Origin of the sequence: Streptomyces luteolifulvus (assembly GCF_008806595.1) — a bacterium.
GTDB classification, from domain to species: Bacteria; Actinomycetota; Actinomycetes; order Streptomycetales; family Streptomycetaceae; genus Streptomyces; species Streptomyces luteolifulvus.
Map to the genome: position 1 here is coordinate 90,074 of NZ_VZRB01000002.1, position 20,544 is coordinate 110,617.

Genomic DNA, 20,544 nt, shown 5'->3' on the forward strand with positions numbered 1-20,544 from the left:
CCCGGTGACGGGTTGCCCGTCCATCCGACCACACTCCGGCCCGGCTCACCCGGAAGACCGGTCCACGGGCGGCGATCGGCGATCGTCAGGCGGCCCGCCGGTCCTGCTCGGACGTGAGCGGGACCTGCGGCCCGTTCGACTCGCTGAGCCAGCGGTGCAGGACGCGGTGGACGTGTTCGGCGCCGGCCAGTTCCCCGCCGTCGTCGACCGGCGCGGAGAGGGCAACCGGTGAGAGCAGGAACGCCTTGGTCTGGGCGCCGCCGAGTCCGCCGTGCGAGCCGATCTGCTCCTCGAAGGCGAGGACCTCGCCGTCGGCCGGGTCGTGGAAGGAGTTGACCATGATGTCGGCCGTGTGCGGGAAGGAGTGGGTGCGGCGCACGACGTCGGCGGCGCCGGGCCCGAACTCGGCGAGCGGGCCGGGATTCTCGTCGAGCTCGTCCAGCGGTATCTCCGCGCCGTGCGCGCCGAGCACCAGCCCGCCGTGCTGCTCGCTGCGTACGAGGAGGAAGCCGATGCCGGGATGGTTGGCGAGGGTCGTCAGCAGCGCGGGGTGGCGGGCGTCGATCTCCTCCTTGCTCATACGGTGCGGCACGTCCGGGAAGGACACGAGGCCGAGGTTGCCGGAGGCCAGCACGAGCGGCTCGGAGCGGCGCCGCGAGGGGCGGTGCTGCTCGCCGCCCTCCTCGACGGGCCGGCGCAGCGCCGCGCGTACGGCGGCGCGGGCCTCGGCGCCGCTGTGGGTGCGCTGCGCCCTGCGCGGCACGGGCAGTCCGCTGCCGGCCCGGACGAGGTCGCCGAGGGTGAGGCCGTAGCGGGCGCGGAAGGTCTCGCCGGGGCTCTGGCCGTGGTCGGACAGGACGACGATCCGGTAGGGGCGGGGGGCGTGTTCGGCGACGTTGGCGATCAGCGCGAGCGCGCGGTCGAGGCGTTCGAGGACCTTCTCGGCGTCGCGGCTGTGCGGTCCGGAGTGGTGGGCCACCTCGTCGTACGCCACGAGGTCGGCGTAGACGGCGGTGCGGCCGGCGAGCATGTCGCCCATGACCGCGGCGACGACGACATCCCGTTCGACGACGGTGGCGAAGGCGCGGACGAAGGGGTAGAGGCCGCCGCGGGCCACGCGCGGACGGGTCTTGCGCAGGCGGGCGCGGAGGGACTGGCCCATCTCGCGGCAGACCTCGGCGACGAACGACATGGCGGTGCGCACGGCGTTGGCGGGGTCGGAGAAGTAGGCGAAGTAGCCCGCGCGGGACCGGTTCTCGCGGCTGCGCCGCTTGGTGGCGATGGACAGGACGAGGGCCTGCTCACCGGCGCCGCCGCTGAAGAGGTTGCCGCGGCTGGCGCCGTCGGCGGTGAGCAGGCCGCCGTGGCCGGCGTGGTCCCTGGCGCGGCGCTGGAGTTCGGCGGCGCTCGTCGGGCGGTTGCAGACCATCACCTCGCGGCTGTCCTTCTCGTACCAGCGGAAGGCGGGGATGTCGTGGTTGCTGCCGTGCAGGATGCCGAGCTGGCTGGCGCCGGTCTGGCTGGACCAGTCGGTGCGCCAGGGGGTGAGCCGGTGGGAGGGCCGGTCGCCGAGCCATCCGGCCACGGTCGGCATCACGCCCTTGGCGGCCGCCGCGAGGAGGATGTCGTGGCCGACGCCGTCGAGTTGCAGGAAGACCGTGCCAGGAGTGGCAGGGGAGGGCGGCCCGGACCGGCGGCGGCGGTCGGCGAGGCGGTAGAGCCTGCGGCGGTAGGCGTCGTCGTCGCGTACGGCGAGGGCCGCGCCGGTGGCGGAGGCGACGGCGGACATCACGGCGGCCACGACGACGGCGGTCTCGGGGGCCGCCTCGCCGCGCCCGGAGGGGTTGATGCGCAGGGCTATCAGCAGCAGGGACCCGTTGAGCACGAAGACGAGCAGCCCGAGCACCAGGGCGGGCACGAGCAGCAGCATCCGGACCAGGAGCGGCCAGACCAGGGCCGACAGCAGGCCGAACGCTCCGGCGCCGAACGCGGCCGTGACGGCGATGCGGGTCGCGCTGTCGCCGTCCGCCGACTGGAGCTGGAAGTCCGGCAGGATCCCGGCGAGCACGAGCATGGTGACGGTGGACACGGCCCACACCGTGATGCTGCGCCCGATCTGGCTGGCGATCCGCCGCCAACGCCCTCCACCCACGCCCAGCCCACCTCATGTCCGGGCCCGTCGTCGGTGCGGGCCTGCACTCACCCTGTCACAACGGACAAAGGGCCCCGCGCGTCCCCGGACAGACCTGACGCCGTGCCCGCCCTTCGGGCGGACGACGGGAGTTCGACGACAGGACCTAGCGGCCGTCGTACCCCGCCGTGGGCATCGACAGTCTGCGGTGGACGTGGGCCTTCATCTGGGCGTCGTACGACGGCTCGGCGTGCCCCACCGTCTCCACGCGCACTCCGCGCCGGGCGCACTCGGCGGTGAACTCCTCGACCGACGACAGCGCGCTCTCGAGCACCCGGCGGCTCGGCGCGACGAACAGGTCGTGCCCGGGCCGGACGCCGTCCCACAGCACGCTGTGGTCGGGGCGCAGGGAGCGTACGAGCAGCTCGCGGGTGACGATGTAGCCCCGCTCGGCGGCCCAGCGCGCGCACATCGCGTGCTGGCTGCGGGAGTCCACCAGGAAGGGATCGGCGTCCAGTTCCTCCAGCGGCGTCAGACTCGCGATCGCGGTGACCCGCACCTGCGTCGCGGCCGGCCTGCCGGAGGCACCCCGCAGTTGTCCCATGGAGTCCCCCTCACCTCCGGGTTGCGCCGCAGACCCTACTCCTGCCCGTAGGCTTCGGGGAGTCGCGCGAAGGAGGCAAACAGGTGCCGGTGGAGATCACCTGGTGGGGGCACGCGACCTGCACGGTCGAGGACTCGGACGTCCGTGTGCTCACCGATCCCCTGTTCGTGCGCCGTCTCGCCCATCTGCGCCGTCGCCGGGGCGCGCTGCCGCCGCCGAGGGCCCGGCACGCCGCCGTGGCGCTCGTGTCCCATCTGCACGCCGACCATCTGCACGTACCCTCCCTCGCGCGGCTCGCCCCGGGCACGCGCCTGATCGTGCCCCGGGGCGCGCTCCGGGCGCTGCCGGCGCTGCGCCGGCTCGCTCATCTGCGGGTGATCGAGGTGGCGCCCGGCGACGAGACCACGGTCGACGGCCTGGTCGTACGGGCCGTGCCCGCCCGGCACGACGGGCGGCGGCTGCCGCTGGGGCGGCACCGCTCCCCCGCGCTCGGCTACGTCATAGCGGGCGAGGCCCGCACCTACTTCGCCGGGGACACCGGGCTGTTCGACTCGATGGCGGACGAGGTCGGGCCGGTCGATGTGGCCCTGCTGCCGGTCGGCGGGTGGGGGCCGTATCTCGGCAAGGAGCATCTGGACGCGCGGCGGGCGGCCGAGGCGCTGGCCCGGCTGGCGCCGCGCAGCGCGGTTCCGGTGCACTACGGCACGTACTGGCCGATCGGGATGGGCGCCGTGCGCCCCCATGAGTTCCATGCGCCGGGCGAGGAGTTCGTGCGCCTGGCGGCCGAGCGTGCGCCCGATGTGGCGGTGCACCGGCTGGGGCACGGGGAGAGCGTGCGCCTGGAGGTGGCGCGGTGAGTGTGCTGGCCGCCGCGGCGACGACGGTGCCGCCGGAGTCCACCCAGCGGGCGATCGGCTATCCGTCGCTGTTCCTGCTGGTGCTGATCGGGGCGCTGGTGCCGGTGGTTCCGACGGGGGCGCTGGTGAGTTCGGCGGCCGTGGTGGCGTTCCATCAGACGGCGCCGTTCGCTCTGGCCATGGTGTTCGTGACCGCTTCGGTGGCCGCGTTCCTCGGCGATGTGACGCTGTACTGGCTGGGGCGGCGCGGGGTGGGGGCGAAGAACGGGTCGCGCTGGCTGGAGGCGATCCGGGCGCGGGCCCCGGAGGACCGGCTGACGCAGGCGCAGGACAAACTCGCCGGCCACGGGGTGACGGTCCTGGTGCTGTCGCGGATGGTGCCGGCGGGGCGCATCCCGGTGATGCTGGCCTGCCTGATGGCGCGGTGGCCGCTGCGCCGCTTCGCCCGCGGGGATCTGCCGGCCTGTCTGGCCTGGGCCCTGACCTACCAGCTGATCGGGATTCTGGGCGGCTCGCTGTTCGAGGAACCGTGGGAGGGCGTGGTCGCGGCGGTCGCGCTGACCCTGCTGATCAGCGCGGCACCGAGCGTGTGGCGGCGGCTGCGCGGAACGGCCAGGGCGTAGGAGCGGAACGGCCAGGGCGTAGGACACGTCGGTCAGGCGTTCCCTTGGGGCTTTGGGGCTCCCTAGGTGAGGATCCGGGAGCCGCCCACCGGCAGATCCCACAGGTCCTCGCGGTCCAGGCCAGCCTTCTCCCAGGCGGCACGGACCCGGGTGAGCGGCTCCAGCACCGGCTCCGCCGACAGGACGAACGTCGCCCAGTGCATGGGGGCCATCCGGCGGGCGCCGACGTCCTGCGCGGCGCGGACCGCCTCCTCCGGATCGCAGTGGACGTCGCTGAGCCACCAGCGCGGGTCGTAGGCGCCGATGGGGAGCAGGGCGAGGTCGATGCCGGGGTAGCGCTGCCCGATGCGGGCGAACCAGTGGCCGTAACCCGTGTCGCCCGCGAAGTACAGGCGCTGTCCGTCCGGCGCGGTGAGCACCCAGCCGCCCCACAGAGTGCGGCAGGTGTCGGTGAGGCTGCGCTTGGACCAGTGGTGTGCGGGGACGAAGTCGAAGCGGACGCCGCCGAGCTCGGCCGCCTCCCACCAGTCCAGCTCGGTGACGTGGGTGAACCGGCGGCGATGGAACCAGGGGGCGAGACCGGCCGGCACCAGCACCGGGGTGTCGCGCGGGAGCCGGCGCAGGGTGGGGGCGTCCAGGTGGTCGTAGTGGTTGTGGCTGATGACGACCGCATCGATGTGCGGCAGCGCGCTCCACTCGACGCCGACGGGGGTGATGCGCGCCGGGGTGCCGAGGATCCGGCGGGACCATACGGGATCGGTCAGCACGGTCAGTCCGGCTATCTGCACCACCCAACTGGCGTGCCCCGCCCAGGAGACGGCGAGCGTGCGCGCGTCGACCACCGGCAGCGGGGCCGGTGCGCAGGGCAGGCGCGGGATGTCGGCGAGGCCTTCACGGTCCGGCCGCACGGAGCCCTCGCGGGCGAAGCGGGCCATGGACCTGAGGCCGGGCAGCGGGGCGGTGAGCCGGTCGTGGAAGGTGCGCGGCCATACGCGCCGCTCCCGGAGGGGACGGGGCTCGGCGAGGGGCGGGAACGGGGCGGGGAACGCGGGGGCGAGGGGTGACGTGGGCGCCGGATCGTCGGCTTCCTGGGTGCTGGTGCTGGTGCTCGTGCTCGTGGTGGTCGACTCGGACTGCTGCGTCATCGAGGATGCTCCCATCGCTGAGCGTCGTCGCTGAGATCGTCGAAGACCGATTCCAGAAGGTTCAACGCGCGTTGCACATGTGGCAGTTCCAACGGTGAGGGGGACCTGAGGCATTCCGCGCGTTCCTCGTCCGTGCCGCCCAGCAGCGGGCCGGTGGACAGACGGACGCGCAGGGCGCCGAGGTCGTCGCCGAAGCGGTGGCCGCCGGGCGCCGGCATGCCGAGCCGGCCGGCCAGGAAGTCCTCCAGTTCCTGGGCGTCGCCCACGCCGTGCCCGGCGAGCGCGCCCCGCAGCGGACCCAGGTCCACGTACAGATGACGGCCGGCCTGCGGAGGCCGGGCCAGGGCACCCGCCGAGACGACGGTGCGGTACGCGGCGGCGGCCACGCGCGCGTGCAGGCGTACCGCGGCGGCCACGCGCGCGGTGACCGGCTCGGGCTCCGCGAGGGCGTACGAGGCCGCCGCGGCGACCGGTCCGGCGACGCGGGCGCCGAGCGCGGTCAGCACGTCGAGCACACGCGCGTGGAGGCCGTCGCCGGCCTCGCCCGCGGGGAACCGGGCGGCCGCGGCGGGCCAGCCCGGCGGCAGCAGCGCACCGGCCAGGTCGGTGACCACGGTGACCCGGTCGGGCAGCATCTCGGCGGGGCTGAGCAGCACGGTGTCGTGCGGTGCGTGCAGGGTGTCGCGCCAGGTCTCGTCGCTGACCAGGTGCAGCCCTTCGCCGGCGGCGGCCTCCACGGTCTCGTGCAGCAGCTCCGGCGGCGCCACGGTGGCGGTGGGGTCGTCGGCGACGGACAGCACGAGCAGCCGCGGCGCTCCGCCCTCGGCGCGCACGCGGCGCACGGTCTCCAGGAGGGCGTACGGATCCGGCACGCCACCGGACTCGACCGGCGTCGCCACATGGAAGACGGGCCGTCCCAGCAGGCGCGCATACGGCGCCCACCAGGCCGCACAGGGGCGGGGAACCAGCACGTCTCCGCCGAGCGCGGCGGTCAGGGCGACCAGCAGGGCGGGCGCGCCCGGGGCCGCGGCCACGCGCTCGGGCTCGGCGGGCAGGCCGCGCCGCTCCCAGTACCCGCACGCGGCGGCCAGCAGGGCGGGCCCTCCGCCGGCCGGTTCGCTCTCGGCACGGGACGCGGCGGCCGCGAGCACGGCGGCCGCCGCGGGGAGCACGGGCAGCCCGTCCTCGGGGACCGGAGGGCCGTAGCGTACGGGCCCGTGGCCCTGGGGGGCGGTCCGCGGCATCCGTACCTCCGAAGGTGGGCGGCTTCGCCGTAAGTTCCGTGGGCCGTATGGGGTGGGGCGTGCCCGCGGGCTCCGAGTACCCAGGGTGACAGGGCCCAAGGGCGTCGGGTCAGCCGTGCGGGGCGGGGTTCCTGCGGCAGACCCGGTGCACGGCGCCACCGAGTGCGCCCGCGATCAGGACTCCGCCGGCGACGAGGGCGGGGACCGAGCCGGTGAAGGAGCCGCCGTCACCGGCCTTGACTCCGTGCTGGACGGCCGCGGGGGCGCAGGACTCGCCGGACGAGCCCCCGTACGACGTCGGGCACTCCTTGCCACCGCCGGAGGGCACGCCCCACGACGGCGTGCCCTGCTCGGTGCCGCCGCACGAGTCGCCGTACGGCGCACCGTAGGACTCGGTGCCGAGGACGCCCTCGCCGAGGTCGTCCGGAGTGACGACGGAGTCCTCGCCGAGGTCGTCCGGAGTGACACCGGGGTCCTCGCCGAGATTGTCCGGAGTGGGATCGATGAGCTCACCGAGGTCGTCCGGCGAGGCATCGGTTCCCTCGCCGAGGTCGTCCGGAGCGGGATCGATGAGCTCACCGACGTCGTCCGGCGAGGCATCGGAGCCGTCGCCGAGGTCGTCCGGCGTGGCCTCGCCTGCCGCGGCCAGCGGTGCGCCCGCGCCGTCGCAGGGGACCGAGACGCTGCTCGGGACGGCTTCCGCGCCCGGGTCCGCGGAGGCGGCCGAGGCGGCGATGCCCAGGGCGGCACTGGCCAGGGCGGCGACGGACAGGGCACGGACGGTGCGACGCATGGGGCGGGCTCCTTCGGCCGACGGCTGCGGGACACGGCTCTCGTGCCCCCGCTGCCATCACAGCCCGCCCGCCGCCGCGCCGCCCGCGGCCGGGCCCCATTAGCGGGACGACCACGCGGGTGACGTACCACCGCAGGGGCCCGCGGCTCCTTGGTCAAACAGGCGCAGCCGGTTCGTGACGGTCGGTGTCGTCCGGCGGCAGCAGCCATTCCTCGTACCGGCCCAGGGCCAGCACCAGACCCAGCAGCACCAGCGGAAGAACCAGGGCCAGCAGCGTCAGCAGCGTCATGGCAAGTCCTCCCCAGGGCTTTGGTGGGGGGTGCCCGCCGGGTGTCCTGCCATCCGGAGGACAAACCTCCGTGTCGGCGTCCCGAGTCCGGGTACGCGGAGCCCACCCCGAAGTACTGGAGGGAGTCATGCAGCGAGGCAGTGACCGGCTGAGCGTCCATCGTGACGAAGAGATGAAGCACGAACTGCAGGGGCTGCTGAGGTCGGGGCACCCCACCCGGACCGAGGAGTGGCACGACCCGGAGCCGACCGCCGACGACGATCCGCGGATCGCGGGCGGACCGGTGGCACCGGGCGGTTCCGGGGCGTCCATGGAGGCGGTCCGGCTGGAGCTGGCCCGGCTCCTGGGGCGCAGCTCGTTCCCCGCGGACGCCGCGGGACTGGCCCGTGCGCTGCGCCGCAAACACGCGCCCGACGCCCTGGCCGACGCGGTGGAGCGACTGCCGCGCAGGGAACGCTTCGCCACGGTCCAGGAGCTGGCCGAGACGTTGACGCGGAGGAGTGGCGGGAGTGGCGCACGGTGACCGCTGAATTCGTGAGAGAGGTCATGACGCCGGGCGTGGTCGCCGTCCGCCCGGACGCCTCTCTGGTCGAGGCGGCGCAGCTGATGCGTGCCCAGGACATCGGCGATGTCGTGGTCGCCGAGGGGCAGCACGTCGTCGGCGTGCTCACCGACCGGGACATCACGGTGCGGGCGGTCGCCGAGGGCGCCGATCCGCTGACGGCGAGCGCACAGTCCGTGTGCACACCCGATCCGGTCGTGGTCGCTCCGAACGACCCCGTGTCGGCCGCGGTGGCGCTGATGCGTGCCCATGCGGTGCGCCGGCTGCCGGTCGTGGAGGACGGGCTGCCGGTCGGGATGGTGAGCCTCGGGGATCTGGCCGAGGCGGAGGATCCCGGTTCGGTGCTCGCGGACATCAGCCGCGCCGACCCTGGCCACCGGCAGGCAAGCCCGGGCCATCGGCAGGGAACAGGAAGCTGAACAAGGAAGCTGAACAAGGAAGCCGCATCATGCGCATCGCATTCCTGACCGCACCCCAGGGCGTCGAGCAGATCGAGCTCACCGACCCGTGGCAGGCGGCGAAGGACGCGGGCCACGTACCCGTGCTCGTGTCGACGAAGCCCGGTGAGATCCAGGCGTTCCATCACCTCGACAAGGCGGACAGGTTCCCCGTGGACGAGGTGGTGGGCGATACCTCGGCCGGCTCCTTCGGCGGGCTGGTCCTGCCGGGCGGCGTCGCCAATCCGGACTTCCTGCGGATGGACGACAGGGCCGTGTCGTTCGTGGCGGACTTCTTCACGCAGGGCCGTCCCGTGGCGGCGATCTGCCACGCCCCGTGGACGCTGGTCGAGGCGGACGTCGTACGCGGCCGCGTGCTGGCCTCCTGGCCGAGTCTGCGCACCGACATCCGCAACGCGGGCGGCACCTGGGTCGACGAGGAGGTGAGGGTCTGCGACCACGGCCCGAACAAGCTGGTGACCAGCCGCAGGCCGAAGGACCTCAAGGCGTTCTGCGAGGCGTTCCTCGACGTGTTCGCCGAAGAGGCCCAAGAAGTGGGCCAAGAAGAGGCCCAAGAAGCCTGAGCAGCCCTTGAGCAGCCTGAGCAGCCAGGGTCAGCTGCGGGGAGTCGCCGACTCCCCGCAGCCTCGTTCCCGGGCCCCTTCGCGGGTGCGGCCCGAGGCGACCGGGCGGCGCGGGTTGCGGCGCAGGTACTCGCCCTCCAGCTGCGCCATGCGGTCGTTGTGGGCGCGCAGAGCGTCGTTCGAGCCGTAGAGCAGGGTGTCGTGGCGGGTGCGGTGGATGGTCTCGAGCTCTTTCATGAGCTGCTGGTCGTCCAGCCGGCTGGCGTCGACTCCGGTCATGGTGGTGGTCCGCTCGTCGTGTTCGTCCATGCGGTCCGGGTACCCGCCCGGTGAGAGTTGCCCCCGAGCGGCATCCGGGAGGGAGCCATGGATCTCGCCTTTCTGCATCCACTGTACGAACAACCGGGCCCTTGGGCCTCCGTATACGTCGACACGTCACGGCACACGGAGGACACCCCGCACGAGCGGCACCTGACGGCCGTGGCGCTGTCCCGGAATCTGTCCGGGCAGGGCGCCGACGACGAGACGTGCCTGGCCGTACGGGACGCTCTGGAGGAGCTGCGGCACTCCCCGGAGCCGCATGGGCGGGTCCTGTTCGCGCGGGCGGGCGAGGTGGTGCTGGATCCTCCGTTGGCCCGGCCCCCGGGACGTGGCAGCGCGCTCTGGGCGCCGCTCCCGCACACCACGCCGCTGCTGGAGCTGGCCGGCGAGGACCCGGTGTGCGTGGTGGCGTACATCGACCGCAAGGGCGCCGCGTTCGAGTTGCGCAGCGCGCTGGGCAGGCAGGAGGCGGGCTCGGTCGCCGGCCGGCAGTGGCCGGTGCACCGTACGACCACGTCCGACTGGTCGGAGCGGCACTTCCAGCTGAAGGTGGAGAACACCTGGGAGCACAACGCCGCAGAGATCGCGGACGCGCTCAGCGTCTGCCAGGAGGAGACACGGGCCGACCTGCTCATCCTGGTCGGCGAGGAGCGGGAGAAGCCGGCCGTGCGCGAGCGGCTGCCCAAGCGGCTGCACGACCTCGTGGTGGACGCCCCGCACGGCGCCGGCAGCAGGCTGCTCGACGACGATGTGGAGCGGGCGCGCGCCGAGCATGTACGGCAGCGGGCGGAGCGGGAGCTGGAACGGTTCCTCGCGGCCCGCGAACCGGACGCGGAGGGGCGCGCCGGGGCGGTGGAGGGCGTGCCGGCGCTGGTCGAGGCCGCCCGTGAGCACCGTATCGACGAGCTGCTGATCCGGCCGGACGGCCCGGACGCCCACCTGGAGGTGTGGATCGGCGAGGACCCGGACCAGCTGGCGGTCCGCCGCAGCGATCTCAGGGTTCTCGGCGAGCAGCACTCCTGGCCGGCGCGCGCGGACGACGCGCTGATCAGGTCGGCGGTCGCGACGGGCGCCGCGGCGCTCTCGGTGACCCCCGCGAGCGAGGGCGAGGCGCCGGTGGGCGGCATGGGCGCACTGCTGCGCTGGACATGAGCCGCCCGCCCGGCGCGGCGGGGTGCTTCTGACAGGCCTCAGAGCCTGAGGCCTGTGACACAGGCATCTACCTGGCCCGCTCCACCCGTCGTTCGTCCCACACCGGCTCGGAGCTCTCGCGGACCCTGCCGTCGCTGCCGAAGACGAGGTGGCGGTCGAAGGAGCGGGCGAACCAGCGGTCGTGGGTGACCGCGAGGACGGTGCCGTCGAAGGCCTCCAGGCCTTCCTGGAGGGCTTCGGCGGACTCCAGGTCGAGGTTGTCGGTCGGCTCGTCGAGGAGCAGGGCCGTGGCACCCTCCAGCTCCAGCAGGAGGATCTGGAAGCGGGCCTGCTGGCCTCCCGAGAGCCGGTCGAAGCTCTGCTCGGCCTGTTGGGTGAGTTCGTAGCGGCGCAGCCGGGACATGGCGGCGCCGCGGTCCTGGGAGTGCTCCTGCCAGAGGATGTCCAGGAGGGTGCGGCCCGTCAGTTCGGGGTGCGCGTGCGTCTGGGCGAAGTGCCCGGGCACGACGCGTGCGCCGAGCTTCCACCGGCCGGTGTGCGCGACGTCGTCGCCGGCCAGCAGGCGCAGGAAGTGCGACTTGCCCGAGCCGTTGGAGCCGAGGACGGCGACCCGTTCACCGTAGAAGACCTCCAGGTCGAAGGGTTTCATCAGACCGGTGAGCTCAAGTCCCTCGCAGGTGACGGCTCTTACGCCGGTACGGCCGCCCTTCAGGCGCATCCTGATGTCCTGCTCGCGCGGCGGCTCGGGCGGCGGGCCGGCCTCCTCGAACTTGCGCAGCCGGGTCTGGGCGGCCTGGTAGCGGGAGGCCATCTCATGGCTGACGGAGGCGGCCTGACGGAGGTTCAGCACCAGTTTCTTCAGTTGTGCGTGCTTCTCGTCCCAGCGCCTGCGCAGTTCCTCGAAGCGGGCGAAGCGTTCGCGCCGGGCCTCGTGGTAGGTGGCGAAGCCGCCGCCGTGCACCCAGGCGTCGGCGCCCGCGGGCGAGGGTTCGACGGAGACGATCTTCTCGGCGGCTCGGGCGAGGAGTTCACGGTCGTGCGAGACGAACAGGACCGTCTTGCGGGTCTCCTTCAGCCGCTCCTCCAGCCAGCGCTTGCCGGGCACGTCGAGGTAGTTGTCGGGCTCGTCGAGCAGCAGCACCTCGTCCGTGCCGCGCAGCAGCGCCTCCAGGACGAGCCGTTTCTGCTCGCCGCCGGACAGGGTGCGCACCTGGCGCCACTGGGCCTTGTCGTAGGGCATGCCGAGCGCGGCCGTGGTGCACATGTCCCACAGGGTCTCGGCCTCGTACCCGCGTACCTCGGCCCAGTCGGCGAGAGCCTGCGCGTACCGCAGCTGGGCGGCCTCGTCGTCGACGGTCATGATGGCGTGCTCGGCCGCGTCGACGTCCCGGGCGGCCTCGCGGATCCGGGGCGGCGCCACCGACACGAGCAGGTCCCGTACGATCGTCTCGTCGCGTACGGATCCCACGAACTGGCGCATCACCCCGAGGCCGCCGCTGACGGTGACGGTCCCGCCGTGCGGTTTCAGCTCGCCGGAGATGAGCCGGAGCAGGGTGGTCTTGCCGGCGCCGTTGGGGCCGACGAGGGCCATGGCGGCCCCTTCGCCCACCCGGAAGGACACATCGCCGAGCAGGGCCCTCCCGTCGGGGAGGCAGTACTCGAGGTGTGCGGCTTCCAGATGTCCCATGAGGAGTCAGTCTGAGGTGGCCGCAGGAGGCCCGACAAGGGGTTTTCGCCACCCGCGCCCGTCACCCCGGCGGGGGTGGGCCGGTACACGATCCGCGCGGCCCGGGGTACACGGTGTCCATGAACCCAGACGTCGACCTCACCGTCCCCACGCCCGGCCCCCATGTCCTGCGCGACCGGCTGCTGGCACTGGACTCCCGGCTGTTCGAGTTCGCCGCGGAGCAGCACTGGCCCGGCGCCGAGCGTGTGCTGCCCCGGCTGAGCCGGAGCGCGAACCACGGGGTGCTGTGGTTCACGGCGGCGGCCGCCCTGACCGTCAGCCGCACCCCGCGGGCCCGCCGGGCCGCCGCCCGCGGCATCGCCTCGCTCAGTCTGGCCTCCCTGACCATCAACACCCTCGGCAAACGCACCGTGCGCCGCCCGCGGCCCGTGCTCGATCCGGTTCCGCTGGTACGGCAGCTGAAGCGGCAGCCGATCACCACTTCGTTCCCGTCCGGTCATTCCGCGTCGGCGGCCGCGTTCGCCCTAGGGGTCGCCCTGGAGTCGCCGGCCTGGGGCGCGGTGGTGGCTCCGGTCGCCTTCTCGGTGGCGATGTCCCGTATCTACACGGGCGTGCACTTCCCGAGCGATGTGCTGGCGGGGGCGGCTCTGGGCGCGGGCGCCGCCTTCGCCGTACGGGGCATGGTGCCCACCCGCGCCCAGATCGTGCCGCCGGCCCGGCCGCGCGCCGAGGTCCCGGCGCTGCCGGACGGCGAGGGCCTGGTGATGGTCGCCAACACCGCCTCGGGCAGCGCCGACCGTGTGCGCGCCCTGCGCGACAGTCTGTCGCGGGCGGAGATCGTCGAGTGCGCTCCGGCCGATGTGCCCGCCGAGCTGGAGAAGGCGGCCGCCCGCGCCGTCGTGCTCGGCGTGTGCGGCGGCGACGGCACGGTCAACGCCGCCGCCGAGACGGCCCTGCGGCACGGTCTGCCGCTCGCGGTGCTGCCGGGCGGCACGCTGAACCACTTCGCCTACGACCTGGGGGTGGAGGGCGTCCGCGATCTGAGCCGGGCCGTCCAGGACGGCGAGGGCATGCGCGTGGACGTGGGCCGGTTCGTCTGCGGCGACCGGCGGGGCATCTTCCTCAACACCTGCAGCCTGGGCGTGTACCCGGAGCTGGTGCGCGAGCGGGAGCGCTGGTCGCACCGGATCGGCGGCTGGCCGGCCGGGGTGCTGGCGGCGCTGCGGGTGCTGCGCGCCGACCGGCATCCGCTGGAGGCCGAGTTCCGCGGCCGGGCCCACCCGCTGTGGCTGCTGTTCGCCGGCAACGGCACCTACCACCGGATGGGTCTCGCGCCCGGCCGCCGGCTCGACCTCGCGGACGGACGGCTCGACGTGCGGATCGTGCACGGCGGCCGGCGGCCCGCGCTGCGGCTGCTGGCGGCCGCCGTGGCGGGACCGCTGACCCGCTCCCCCGCCCACGCGGCGGTCCAGGTGGGCCGGCTGCACCTGGCCGGTGTCGCCCCGGGCACACTCCTCGCGTACGACGGCGAAGTCACCGGAGTCCAGGGCGAGGTGACGCTGGAGAAGCTTCCCGGGGCGCTGAGCGTGTATCGCCCGCTGCCCGCGAACTGAGGGACTGCCGGACTGCCGGCTCCGGTGAATTGACGGTCCGTCAGTCCATATAGCAAAACGTGGGTCTCATCATGCGACATGCGCGCGTACGGTGACGCGTACCGGCCCGCGGGAGCGGAATGCCCCGCGGGCCGGTACGACGAGAAGACGAGAAGGGGACCGGCCATGTCGAAGCCGCACGAGACCGCCGTCTACACACACGGGCACCACGAGTCGGTACTGCGCTCCCACACCTGGCGCACGGCCGCCAACTCCGCGGCCTACCTGCTCGGCTCGTTGAAACCCCATATGAAGATCCTGGACGTCGGCTGCGGCCCGGGCACGATCACCGCCGACCTGGCGGCACTGGTCCCCGACGGCCATGTCACCGGTGTCGACCACGCGCCGGGCATCCTGGACCAGGCACGCGCCGCGGCCGCCGCACGGGGCCTGACGAACACCGGCTTCGCGGTCGCCGACGTCCACGCCCTGGACCACCCGGACGACACGTTCCACGTGGTCCACGCGCACCAGGTGCTCCAGCACGTCGGCGATCCCGTGCAGGCGCTGCGGGAGATGAAGCGGGTCACCCGGCCGGGCGGGTTGATCGCGGTCCGCGACTCGGACTACGCGGCCATGACCTGGTACCCCGAGTCACCCGGGATGGACGACTGGCTGGACCTGTACCACCGGGTGGCTCGCGCCGGCGGGGGCGAGCCGGACGCGGGACGCCGGCTGAAGTCCTGGGCGCTGCGGGCGGGACTCACCGACATCACGGCCACCTCCGCCACCTGGACCTTCACGACCGCCCAGGAGCGGGCGTGGTGGAGCGGGCTGTGGGCGGACCGCACGGTGGCGTCGGCGTATGCGCGACGGGCCGTCGACGGCGGTCATGCCACCGAGGACCAACTGCGGGCCGTGGCGCGGGCGTGGCGGGAGTGGGGACAGCGGGAGGACGGCTGGTTCAGCGTGCTGCACGGAGAAATCCTCTGCCACAAGGAAGCCTGAACGCCGAATTTCGGGACACCCGGAAAGCAGGAGGTTCACACTATGGTTCCCATCCTGTTGGTATTGCTTCTGGCGCTGGTTCTGTTCGGTGCCGGGTTCGCGGTAAAGCTGCTCTGGTGGATTGCGCTGGCGATCCTCGTCGTGTGGTTGTTGGGATTCCTGATGCGCGGCACGACCGCGGCCGGAGGCAGGGGCCGCTGGTACAGGTGGTGAATTGAGTCCCGGGATTGTCCTGGGAAGCAGATTATTCCCTGGGAAGCAGTGGTCCGAGCGGCCCGAGGTCCAGATTCAGGTCCTCGGGCCGCAGACCGTAGCGCTCACGCAGCTCGGTCATACGCTCGTCGAGCAGCATCAGGGTGAGCCCGATCCGCTCCTCCTGCTCCTCGCTCAGATCGCCGGTGTCGAACCGGCGCAGCGCCTGGCGTTCCATCAGCTGGCGCAGCAACTCCACCACGGTCAGGACGAGTTTCACCAGGTCGCGCTCGACGGTGTCCGGTTCGAGGTCCAGCCGGTTGCGGCGTTCGGTCACGTCAACTCCCCCACGGCGACGGCACTTGCTCGTTCACCGAGCTGATCAGCGCGTTCAGGTCGATCCGTACGAGGTCGACGTCCGCGATGCGCAGGGTGATGTCCCCCGTGATGACAACACCACCGGCGAGCAGCCGGTCGAGCAGATCCACAAGGGCGACCTCACGGCGTTCGACGACGGTCATGTCGTATCCCCCTCGCCGGTTTCTTCCCCTGCGAAGGAATAGGCCGCCCAGGGGCCGGTGAGTTCGACACGCAGTCCCGGGACGTCGTCCTTCGTCCGGTCCACGAGTTCCACGAATTCCTCGGATTCGTGGCGCGACACGAGATAGGCGGCATTGAGTACGTTCTGTCCGGAAATGCCGGAAAGCGTCGCATTCTGTGGTGCATGAAGCCGGGAATCCTCGGCGTGCGAGGAAAGTACGGCGTGCAGTCGGCTCGCGAATTCCTCGGCCTGCTGCCACAGGTCCTCGTGCGCCCGGACATACCGGCGCCGCTGCCGGAGATAGTCCCGCCCCGAAGCAGCTTTCTCCGCCGGCTCGCCGGTTTCCTCCGGCTCCGATTCGACGTACACCTTGACTCCCCATTCCACCCGCCCCTCCAGCCGGTCGAGGGTGTGCCGGAAGTCGTCCTCGCGCGCCTCCATCATCACGCGGACGCCGCTGTCGTCCCGGAACACGGTGCCGAGTCGGAGCGGAAGCGGGGTCGTGACCACGGTCAGCGCGTCGATCACCCCCTGATGGGCCCGGGCGGTCTCGGTCAGCCAGTCCAGGTCCTCCAGATGGGCACGGAGCGGCTGCTCCGCGAAGTCCCGCTCCGGAACATGACTGACCACGGCGATCAGCCCATGGTGGGTCAGCAGCCGGGGCGGGTCGCCCGCCACTCCCGTCAGCTCCGCCTGGAGGGGCGCGCCGAGAGGGTGGCAGACGGCGTAGACGTAGCGCAGTCCGGTCATCAAGACTCCTTCTGCGACTTCGGCGACTTCTGCGACCTCTGCGACCTCTGCGGCTCTCGCTGCGCGGATCCGCTCTCCAGTTGGGCGAGCCGTTCGCGCAACTCGGAGTTCTCGCGGGCGAGTTCCTTGCGCCGGGCACCGGAGGAGAGCGCCGGGTCGTCCTCCCACCAGTCGATGCCCATCTCCTTCGCCTTGTCGACGGAGGCGACGATGAGCCGCAGCTTGACGGTGAGAAGTTCGATGTCGAGCAGGTTGATGCGGATGTCACCCGCGATGACGATCCCCTTGTCGAGCACCCGTTCCAGAATGTCGGCGAGGTTCGCGCTGCTGCCCTGTGCGTAGGGTTCGGGCAGCCTGCTGGCCATGGTCGTCATCGTCGGCTCCCGCCCTCGGTGTACTCGCCTCGAGGCTCCTCTTGTTCATCTCCCTCTTCGGGCTCGTCCTCGTCGTACTCCTCGTCGTACTCGTCCTCCTCGGCATACGGGCCCTCTTCCTCGTCCTCCTCGTCCTCCTCGTCCTCCTCGGCGGACTCGGCGGTGGGCTCCTCCGCCTCTTCCTCTTCCTCTTCCTGCCCTTCCTCCTCCTGCTCCTCCTCGGCGACCGCGTCCTCGTGGCTGAGAACGACTTCGCCGTCACGTATCTCACCGCGCCAGGCTTCCTCCGCCTCGCCCTTGATCATGATGAAGCGGGCGAAGTTCTTGAGGTCGAGACGCGCCCGGCGGCCCTGGGCACGCCAGAGGTTGCCGGTCTTCTCGAAGAGGCCCTTGGGGTAGTACTCGATGACCAGCAGGATGCGGGTCAGGCTGTCGTCGAGCCGGTGGAAGGAGACGACACCCTTCGTGGAGCCCTTGGCGCCCTCCGACGTCCAGGAGATCCGGTCGTCCGGCACCTGCTCGGTGGTCTTCGCCTTCCAGCTGCGGTTGGACCAGAAGACCTTCAGCTGCCAGTCGGACTCGGTGTCATCGGCGCGGTTCGCGCTCTTCACGCCCTTGGCGAAGGTGCTGAAGTCCTGGTACTGGGTCCACTGGTCGTAGGCCATGCGCACCGGCACGCCCACATCGATCTGCTCGATGATAACGGTGGGCTTGTTGCCCGCGCGGCCCTTGTTCTTGGACTTGCCGCCGCCGAGGTTCTTGAGCGCGTGCTTCACGCTGTCCTTGGCGCGGGTGGCGCCGACCTCCAGCGCGGACCTCAGCGGGCCCTTGCCCTCGGCGAGCTTGCGTCCGCCGTCGAGGGCGAGTTTGGCGAAGCCCGGGCTGTTGCCTTCGGCGATGTCGTTCAGCTTGCCGGTCGTCTCGCCGAGCTTGCGGCCCACGCCGACCATCAGGCGCTGGGCCTGGGCCGACAGATACTCCTGAAGTTCGGCCTTCAGCCGGTCCGCGGCCTCGCTCCGCCCGACGCCGGTGAGCGGGTTGCCGTTCGTCTTGGCGGTGGCCTCCCGCGCCGATCCGAGGGTCTCGGTCATCGTTCACCGCCTCCCTTCGAGCGCCGGTTCCGGGTGCCGCGTCCCGTGCCGCGGGCCGCGGTGGTCTTCTTGCCTGCGGTCTTGGCGGCAGTGGTCTTCTTCGCCGCGGACTTCTTGGCGGGGGCCTTCTTCGCCGTCGGCTTCTTGGCAGGGGCCTTCGTCGCCGACGCCTTCTTCGCGGCCCGCCTCCGTCGCGGCTCGCGCTCCTCGTCCTTGGGCTCCTCTTCCTCGGACTCTTCGCCGTCCTCCGGCTCCTCGTCCTCGAGGTCGGCCTCTTCGTACTCCTCCTCCGGCTCCTCGCCCTGGGAGTCCTCCGAGTCCTCGGCCGCCCCGGCGCCTACGCCCGCCGCCTCCGGCAGCTCGCCCGCGAGCTGGTCGCGGACCTGGGCGGTACGGTCGTGCAGCCGGTCGGCGAGCGCGTCCATCTGGCGCTCGACCATGGCCCCCGACGCCGCTTTCCCGACACCGCGCAGGTCCTCGCGCAGCTGGTCCCCGATCTCCTTGAACTGCGGGTTGTCCCGCAGCTGCTGCTGGGCCAGGTCCGCAAGCATCCGCGGGCTGAGATTCATCCGCTTGCCGGCCACCAGGCTGCCGACGGCGAACGCCAGTTTCATCTTCTTTGTACGTCCAAGGACGTACCCGGCCCCTATCGCGAGGCCCAGTCCCACTCGGTTCATCGTGCAGTCCCCTCACCTGTGCCCGCGCTGCCGCGCAAGGCAATCTCCAGCCGGTCGAGAAGCAAGTCCTCCTGCCGGTCGAACTCCTCCTCATCGATCTCGCCAGCCTCCAACCGCTCTTCCAACTGGGCGAGTTCGGCCCGGATCGCGGCGGGGTCGTAGTAGATCCGTTCCGCCTCGTGCAGCACCTGTCTGATCACCCAGGCACTGCCGCGCACAGGTGCGAACGGCAGCAGCAGCACCTCTCCGATCAGTCCCATGGCCCTACTCCTCCCCGGTTCCGGCACCGATCGTGGTGCTCGCGGGCTCGGCCGGGCCGGGCTCGACGAAGCTGTACGGCGGCAGCGGCCCGTTGACCCGCAGGTCGAGATGCGGATGCGCCATACGGATCTGTTCCGCCACGGCGAGGAACTCCTCGGCCGAGTCGCGTTCCACCAGGAACGACACATTGGCGATCCAGCCCGTGGACTCGGGGCCCACGCTCACGGCCACGGCCGCCGGTTCCAGGGCGCCCCGTATCTCCACCTCGTCCTCGGCCTCCCGGGCCTTGACCGCGGCCACCACCGTCTCGCCGAGTTGCAACCGCTGCTGGTAAGTGCCGCCGCCCGCCTGCCGGTTGGCCTCGGTGAGGGCACGGATCTCCGGGTTCTCGGACATCACGCGGTGCAGTACGGCCTCCTCGTCATGGGTGGCCTTGACGTTGTACTCGACCCTGCCGTCCAGGGCCTGCAGCCGTTCCTTGTAGTGCTCGGCTCGCTCAGCGAGGACCGAGGTGACCGCGCTGTCGTCCGGGGCGACGCTGCCGAACCGCATGGGCAGCAGACAGCCCGCCGCGCCGGCCTCGCTCAGCACGTTCTGGTGGGCGAGCAGGTCCTTGCGCTTGGGGCGCAGTCCCTCGGGGGCGTCGCTGACGACGGCCGCCAGCCCGGCCTCCCGCAGGATGCGTACGGGACGCGCCGGATCGCCAACCCCACCCATGCCCTCGGGCAGCGAAGGATGGGAAGCGTCCGTGATGCCGTAAACGTACGTGCTCACTCGTCGTCCTCCTGCTTGCGGGTGCGAGAGGCCGTGGACTTACGGGCGCGCGGCCTTGACTCGGTCTCGCGCTCCCGACCCTCGTCGCGGGCGTCCCTGAAGGCGCCGGAAATGGTCTCGGCGGCACCCGACAGCGCTCCCTTGGACTTGCCGCGCGCGCCGGACTCGGTGACCTCGCCGACGACTTCCGGCAGACCCGGCGTCTTGGCCGGGCCGGCTTCCAGGTCGAGGCGGTTGCACGCCTCGGCGAAGCGCAGATAGGTGTCGACGCTGGCCACGACGACCCGCACGTCGATCTTCAGGATCTCTATGCCTACCAGGGAGACCCGCACGAACGCATCGATGACGAGACCCCTGTCGAGGACTAGTTCCAGAACGTCGTACAGGCTGCTGCCGCCCCCTCCGCCGCTCTGCTGTGCCGGGACAACGGTCATGCCGACCGCACCTCCTTGTCTGTGGGTTCGTGAGTGCGTGTGGTCTCGGTTGGGCGGCCTAGCGGCCGCCGGGCCTGTGTGAGTCGGCGCGCCCGCGTTCGTAACGGCGAACGCGCCGGTAGCCGGTGAGCCGACCCTGCGGGTCAAGATCGACCTGATAGCTCGCCATCAGGCTCATCGTGTCGGGCACGCGAGCGAGCTCCAGCACCTCGACCTCTAGGGACCAGCCGTCCTTCGTGGGCTCGAAGGAGGACACGGATTCGGCGGACCGGCCCGTCAGCTCCGCGAGCTGTGTGCGCGCATTGCGCAGCACCTCCATGGGGCTGGGCCGGTCCGCCACTTTCTTCTCCGTACGTGTCTTGGTTCCTCTGGGGGAATTCCGTGCGGTCTGCGAATCTGATGTGCTCTTTGTGTTCGACAT

At 72.1% G+C, this 20,544-nt stretch carries 27 protein-coding genes; 9 read left to right on the plus strand and 18 right to left on the minus strand.

Annotation, left to right across the window (positions count from 1 at the left end):
• Positions 1–85 precede the first annotated feature (85 nt).
• Together F7R91_RS02900 and F7R91_RS02905 are read right to left on the minus strand one after the other, a co-directional pair.
• The gene (locus tag F7R91_RS02900) at positions 86–2,152 is read right to left on the minus strand and encodes a phage holin family protein (protein ID WP_150944130.1); all 2,067 of its coding nucleotides are present in this window, start codon (positions 2,150–2,152) and stop codon (positions 86–88) included.
• A 145-nt stretch (positions 2,153–2,297) separates the two neighbouring features.
• Entirely contained in the window at positions 2,298–2,735 is a 438-nt protein-coding gene (locus F7R91_RS02905; protein ID WP_150944132.1) for a hypothetical protein, read from the minus strand.
• 83 nt (positions 2,736–2,818) lie between these two features.
• On the opposite strand from F7R91_RS02905, the gene F7R91_RS02910 reads away from it, so the two are divergent.
• Entirely contained in the window at positions 2,819–3,592 is a 774-nt protein-coding gene (locus F7R91_RS02910) for an MBL fold metallo-hydrolase (RefSeq protein ID WP_191971319.1), read from the plus strand.
• The gene (locus F7R91_RS02915) at positions 3,589–4,215 is read left to right on the plus strand and encodes a DedA family protein (protein ID WP_150944134.1); all 627 of its coding nucleotides are present in this window, start codon (positions 3,589–3,591) and stop codon (positions 4,213–4,215) included. Before F7R91_RS02910 ends, F7R91_RS02915 begins: the two co-directional genes overlap by 4 nt.
• A 62-nt stretch (positions 4,216–4,277) precedes the next feature.
• On the opposite strand, the gene F7R91_RS02920 is transcribed toward F7R91_RS02915, so the two are convergent.
• From F7R91_RS02920 to F7R91_RS43760, 4 genes are all read right to left on the minus strand, one after another.
• Positions 4,278–5,360, minus strand: coding sequence for an MBL fold metallo-hydrolase (locus F7R91_RS02920; RefSeq protein WP_150944136.1), 1,083 nt, complete (start codon positions 5,358–5,360; stop codon positions 4,278–4,280).
• A complete protein-coding gene (locus F7R91_RS02925; protein WP_150944138.1) occupies positions 5,357–6,604 on the minus strand; it encodes an aminotransferase class I/II-fold pyridoxal phosphate-dependent enzyme in 1,248 nt (415 codons plus the stop codon). The genes F7R91_RS02920 and F7R91_RS02925 overlap by 4 nt, the downstream gene beginning before the upstream one ends.
• A gap of 109 nt (positions 6,605–6,713) precedes the next feature.
• Positions 6,714–7,397: a hypothetical protein gene (locus tag F7R91_RS02930; protein ID WP_150944140.1), complete on the minus strand. Its 684-nt coding sequence runs from the start codon at positions 7,395–7,397 to the stop codon at positions 6,714–6,716.
• 154 nt (positions 7,398–7,551) lie between these two features.
• A complete protein-coding gene (locus F7R91_RS43760; RefSeq protein WP_269144736.1) occupies positions 7,552–7,686 on the minus strand; it encodes a hypothetical protein in 135 nt (44 codons plus the stop codon).
• A 127-nt stretch (positions 7,687–7,813) separates the two neighbouring features.
• Between F7R91_RS43760 and F7R91_RS02935 the strand changes: the two genes are divergently transcribed.
• From F7R91_RS02935 to F7R91_RS02945, 3 genes are read left to right on the plus strand one after another with little or no spacing between them, the layout of a single operon-like run.
• The gene (locus tag F7R91_RS02935) at positions 7,814–8,209 is read left to right on the plus strand and encodes a DUF2795 domain-containing protein (RefSeq protein ID WP_150944142.1); all 396 of its coding nucleotides are present in this window, start codon (positions 7,814–7,816) and stop codon (positions 8,207–8,209) included.
• Positions 8,206–8,667 carry a CBS domain-containing protein gene (locus F7R91_RS02940; protein WP_191971320.1) on the plus strand — a complete coding sequence of 154 codons (462 nt, stop codon included), beginning with the start codon at positions 8,206–8,208 and terminating at the stop codon, positions 8,665–8,667. The genes F7R91_RS02935 and F7R91_RS02940 overlap by 4 nt, the downstream gene beginning before the upstream one ends.
• Positions 8,668–8,696: 29 nt before the next feature.
• Entirely contained in the window at positions 8,697–9,269 is a 573-nt protein-coding gene (locus F7R91_RS02945; RefSeq protein ID WP_150944143.1) for a type 1 glutamine amidotransferase domain-containing protein, read from the plus strand.
• Between the two features lie 30 nt (positions 9,270–9,299).
• Here the strand turns inward: F7R91_RS02945 and F7R91_RS02950 are convergent, their stop codons facing one another.
• Positions 9,300–9,578, minus strand: a complete 279-nt coding sequence (locus tag F7R91_RS02950; RefSeq protein WP_150944145.1) for a DUF6158 family protein — start codon at positions 9,576–9,578, stop codon at positions 9,300–9,302.
• 57 nt (positions 9,579–9,635) lie between these two features.
• On the opposite strand from F7R91_RS02950, the gene F7R91_RS02955 reads away from it, so the two are divergent.
• The gene (locus F7R91_RS02955; RefSeq protein ID WP_150944147.1) at positions 9,636–10,742 is read left to right on the plus strand and encodes a baeRF2 domain-containing protein; all 1,107 of its coding nucleotides are present in this window, start codon (positions 9,636–9,638) and stop codon (positions 10,740–10,742) included.
• 67 nt (positions 10,743–10,809) lie between these two features.
• Here the strand turns inward: F7R91_RS02955 and F7R91_RS02960 are convergent, their stop codons facing one another.
• Positions 10,810–12,429 carry an ABC-F family ATP-binding cassette domain-containing protein gene (locus tag F7R91_RS02960; protein WP_150944150.1) on the minus strand — a complete coding sequence of 540 codons (1,620 nt, stop codon included), beginning with the start codon at positions 12,427–12,429 and terminating at the stop codon, positions 10,810–10,812.
• A gap of 119 nt (positions 12,430–12,548) precedes the next feature.
• Here F7R91_RS02960 and F7R91_RS02965 point away from each other — a divergent pair, with 119 nt between their 5' ends.
• The 3 genes from F7R91_RS02965 (at position 12,549) to F7R91_RS02975 (ending at position 15,242) form a co-directional block, all read left to right on the plus strand.
• Positions 12,549–14,042: a bifunctional phosphatase PAP2/diacylglycerol kinase family protein gene (locus tag F7R91_RS02965; protein ID WP_150944152.1), complete on the plus strand. Its 1,494-nt coding sequence runs from the start codon at positions 12,549–12,551 to the stop codon at positions 14,040–14,042.
• A gap of 165 nt (positions 14,043–14,207) precedes the next feature.
• Positions 14,208–15,029: a class I SAM-dependent methyltransferase gene (locus F7R91_RS02970; protein ID WP_150944154.1), complete on the plus strand. Its 822-nt coding sequence runs from the start codon at positions 14,208–14,210 to the stop codon at positions 15,027–15,029.
• A gap of 42 nt (positions 15,030–15,071) precedes the next feature.
• A complete protein-coding gene (locus tag F7R91_RS02975) occupies positions 15,072–15,242 on the plus strand; it encodes a hydrophobic protein (RefSeq protein WP_150944156.1) in 171 nt (56 codons plus the stop codon).
• Between the two features lie 31 nt (positions 15,243–15,273).
• Here F7R91_RS02975 and F7R91_RS02980 read toward each other — a convergent pair whose 3' ends face one another.
• Genes F7R91_RS02980 through F7R91_RS03025 form a run of 10 tightly spaced genes read right to left on the minus strand, consistent with a single transcriptional unit; the run spans position 15,274 to position 20,544 of the window.
• Positions 15,274–15,558, minus strand: coding sequence for a gas vesicle protein K (locus F7R91_RS02980; protein WP_150944158.1), 285 nt, complete (start codon positions 15,556–15,558; stop codon positions 15,274–15,276).
• Position 15,559: 1 nt separating this feature from the next.
• Positions 15,560–15,742: a gas vesicle protein gene (locus tag F7R91_RS02985; protein ID WP_150944159.1), complete on the minus strand. Its 183-nt coding sequence runs from the start codon at positions 15,740–15,742 to the stop codon at positions 15,560–15,562.
• Positions 15,739–16,512: a GvpL/GvpF family gas vesicle protein gene (locus tag F7R91_RS02990; protein ID WP_150944161.1), complete on the minus strand. Its 774-nt coding sequence runs from the start codon at positions 16,510–16,512 to the stop codon at positions 15,739–15,741. Before F7R91_RS02990 ends, F7R91_RS02985 begins: the two co-directional genes overlap by 4 nt.
• Entirely contained in the window at positions 16,512–16,886 is a 375-nt protein-coding gene (locus F7R91_RS02995) for a gas vesicle protein (RefSeq protein WP_150944163.1), read from the minus strand. The genes F7R91_RS02990 and F7R91_RS02995 overlap by 1 nt, the downstream gene beginning before the upstream one ends.
• Complete coding sequence (locus tag F7R91_RS03000; RefSeq protein ID WP_150944165.1) at positions 16,883–17,977, minus strand: SRPBCC family protein; 1,095 nt, start codon at positions 17,975–17,977, stop codon at positions 16,883–16,885. Before F7R91_RS03000 ends, F7R91_RS02995 begins: the two co-directional genes overlap by 4 nt.
• Positions 17,974–18,654: a DNA primase gene (locus F7R91_RS03005; protein ID WP_150944167.1), complete on the minus strand. Its 681-nt coding sequence runs from the start codon at positions 18,652–18,654 to the stop codon at positions 17,974–17,976. Before F7R91_RS03005 ends, F7R91_RS03000 begins: the two co-directional genes overlap by 4 nt.
• On the minus strand, positions 18,651–18,914 hold the full coding sequence (locus F7R91_RS03010; RefSeq protein ID WP_150944169.1) for a gas vesicle protein GvpG: 264 nt from the start codon (positions 18,912–18,914) through the stop codon (positions 18,651–18,653). Before F7R91_RS03010 ends, F7R91_RS03005 begins: the two co-directional genes overlap by 4 nt.
• 4 nt (positions 18,915–18,918) lie before the next feature.
• Positions 18,919–19,689, minus strand: coding sequence for a GvpL/GvpF family gas vesicle protein (locus F7R91_RS03015; protein WP_150944171.1), 771 nt, complete (start codon positions 19,687–19,689; stop codon positions 18,919–18,921).
• The gene (locus F7R91_RS03020; protein WP_150944173.1) at positions 19,686–20,123 is read right to left on the minus strand and encodes a gas vesicle structural protein GvpA; all 438 of its coding nucleotides are present in this window, start codon (positions 20,121–20,123) and stop codon (positions 19,686–19,688) included. The genes F7R91_RS03015 and F7R91_RS03020 overlap by 4 nt, the downstream gene beginning before the upstream one ends.
• 58 nt (positions 20,124–20,181) lie before the next feature.
• Positions 20,182–20,544: a gas vesicle protein GvpO gene (locus tag F7R91_RS03025; protein WP_150944175.1), complete on the minus strand. Its 363-nt coding sequence runs from the start codon at positions 20,542–20,544 to the stop codon at positions 20,182–20,184.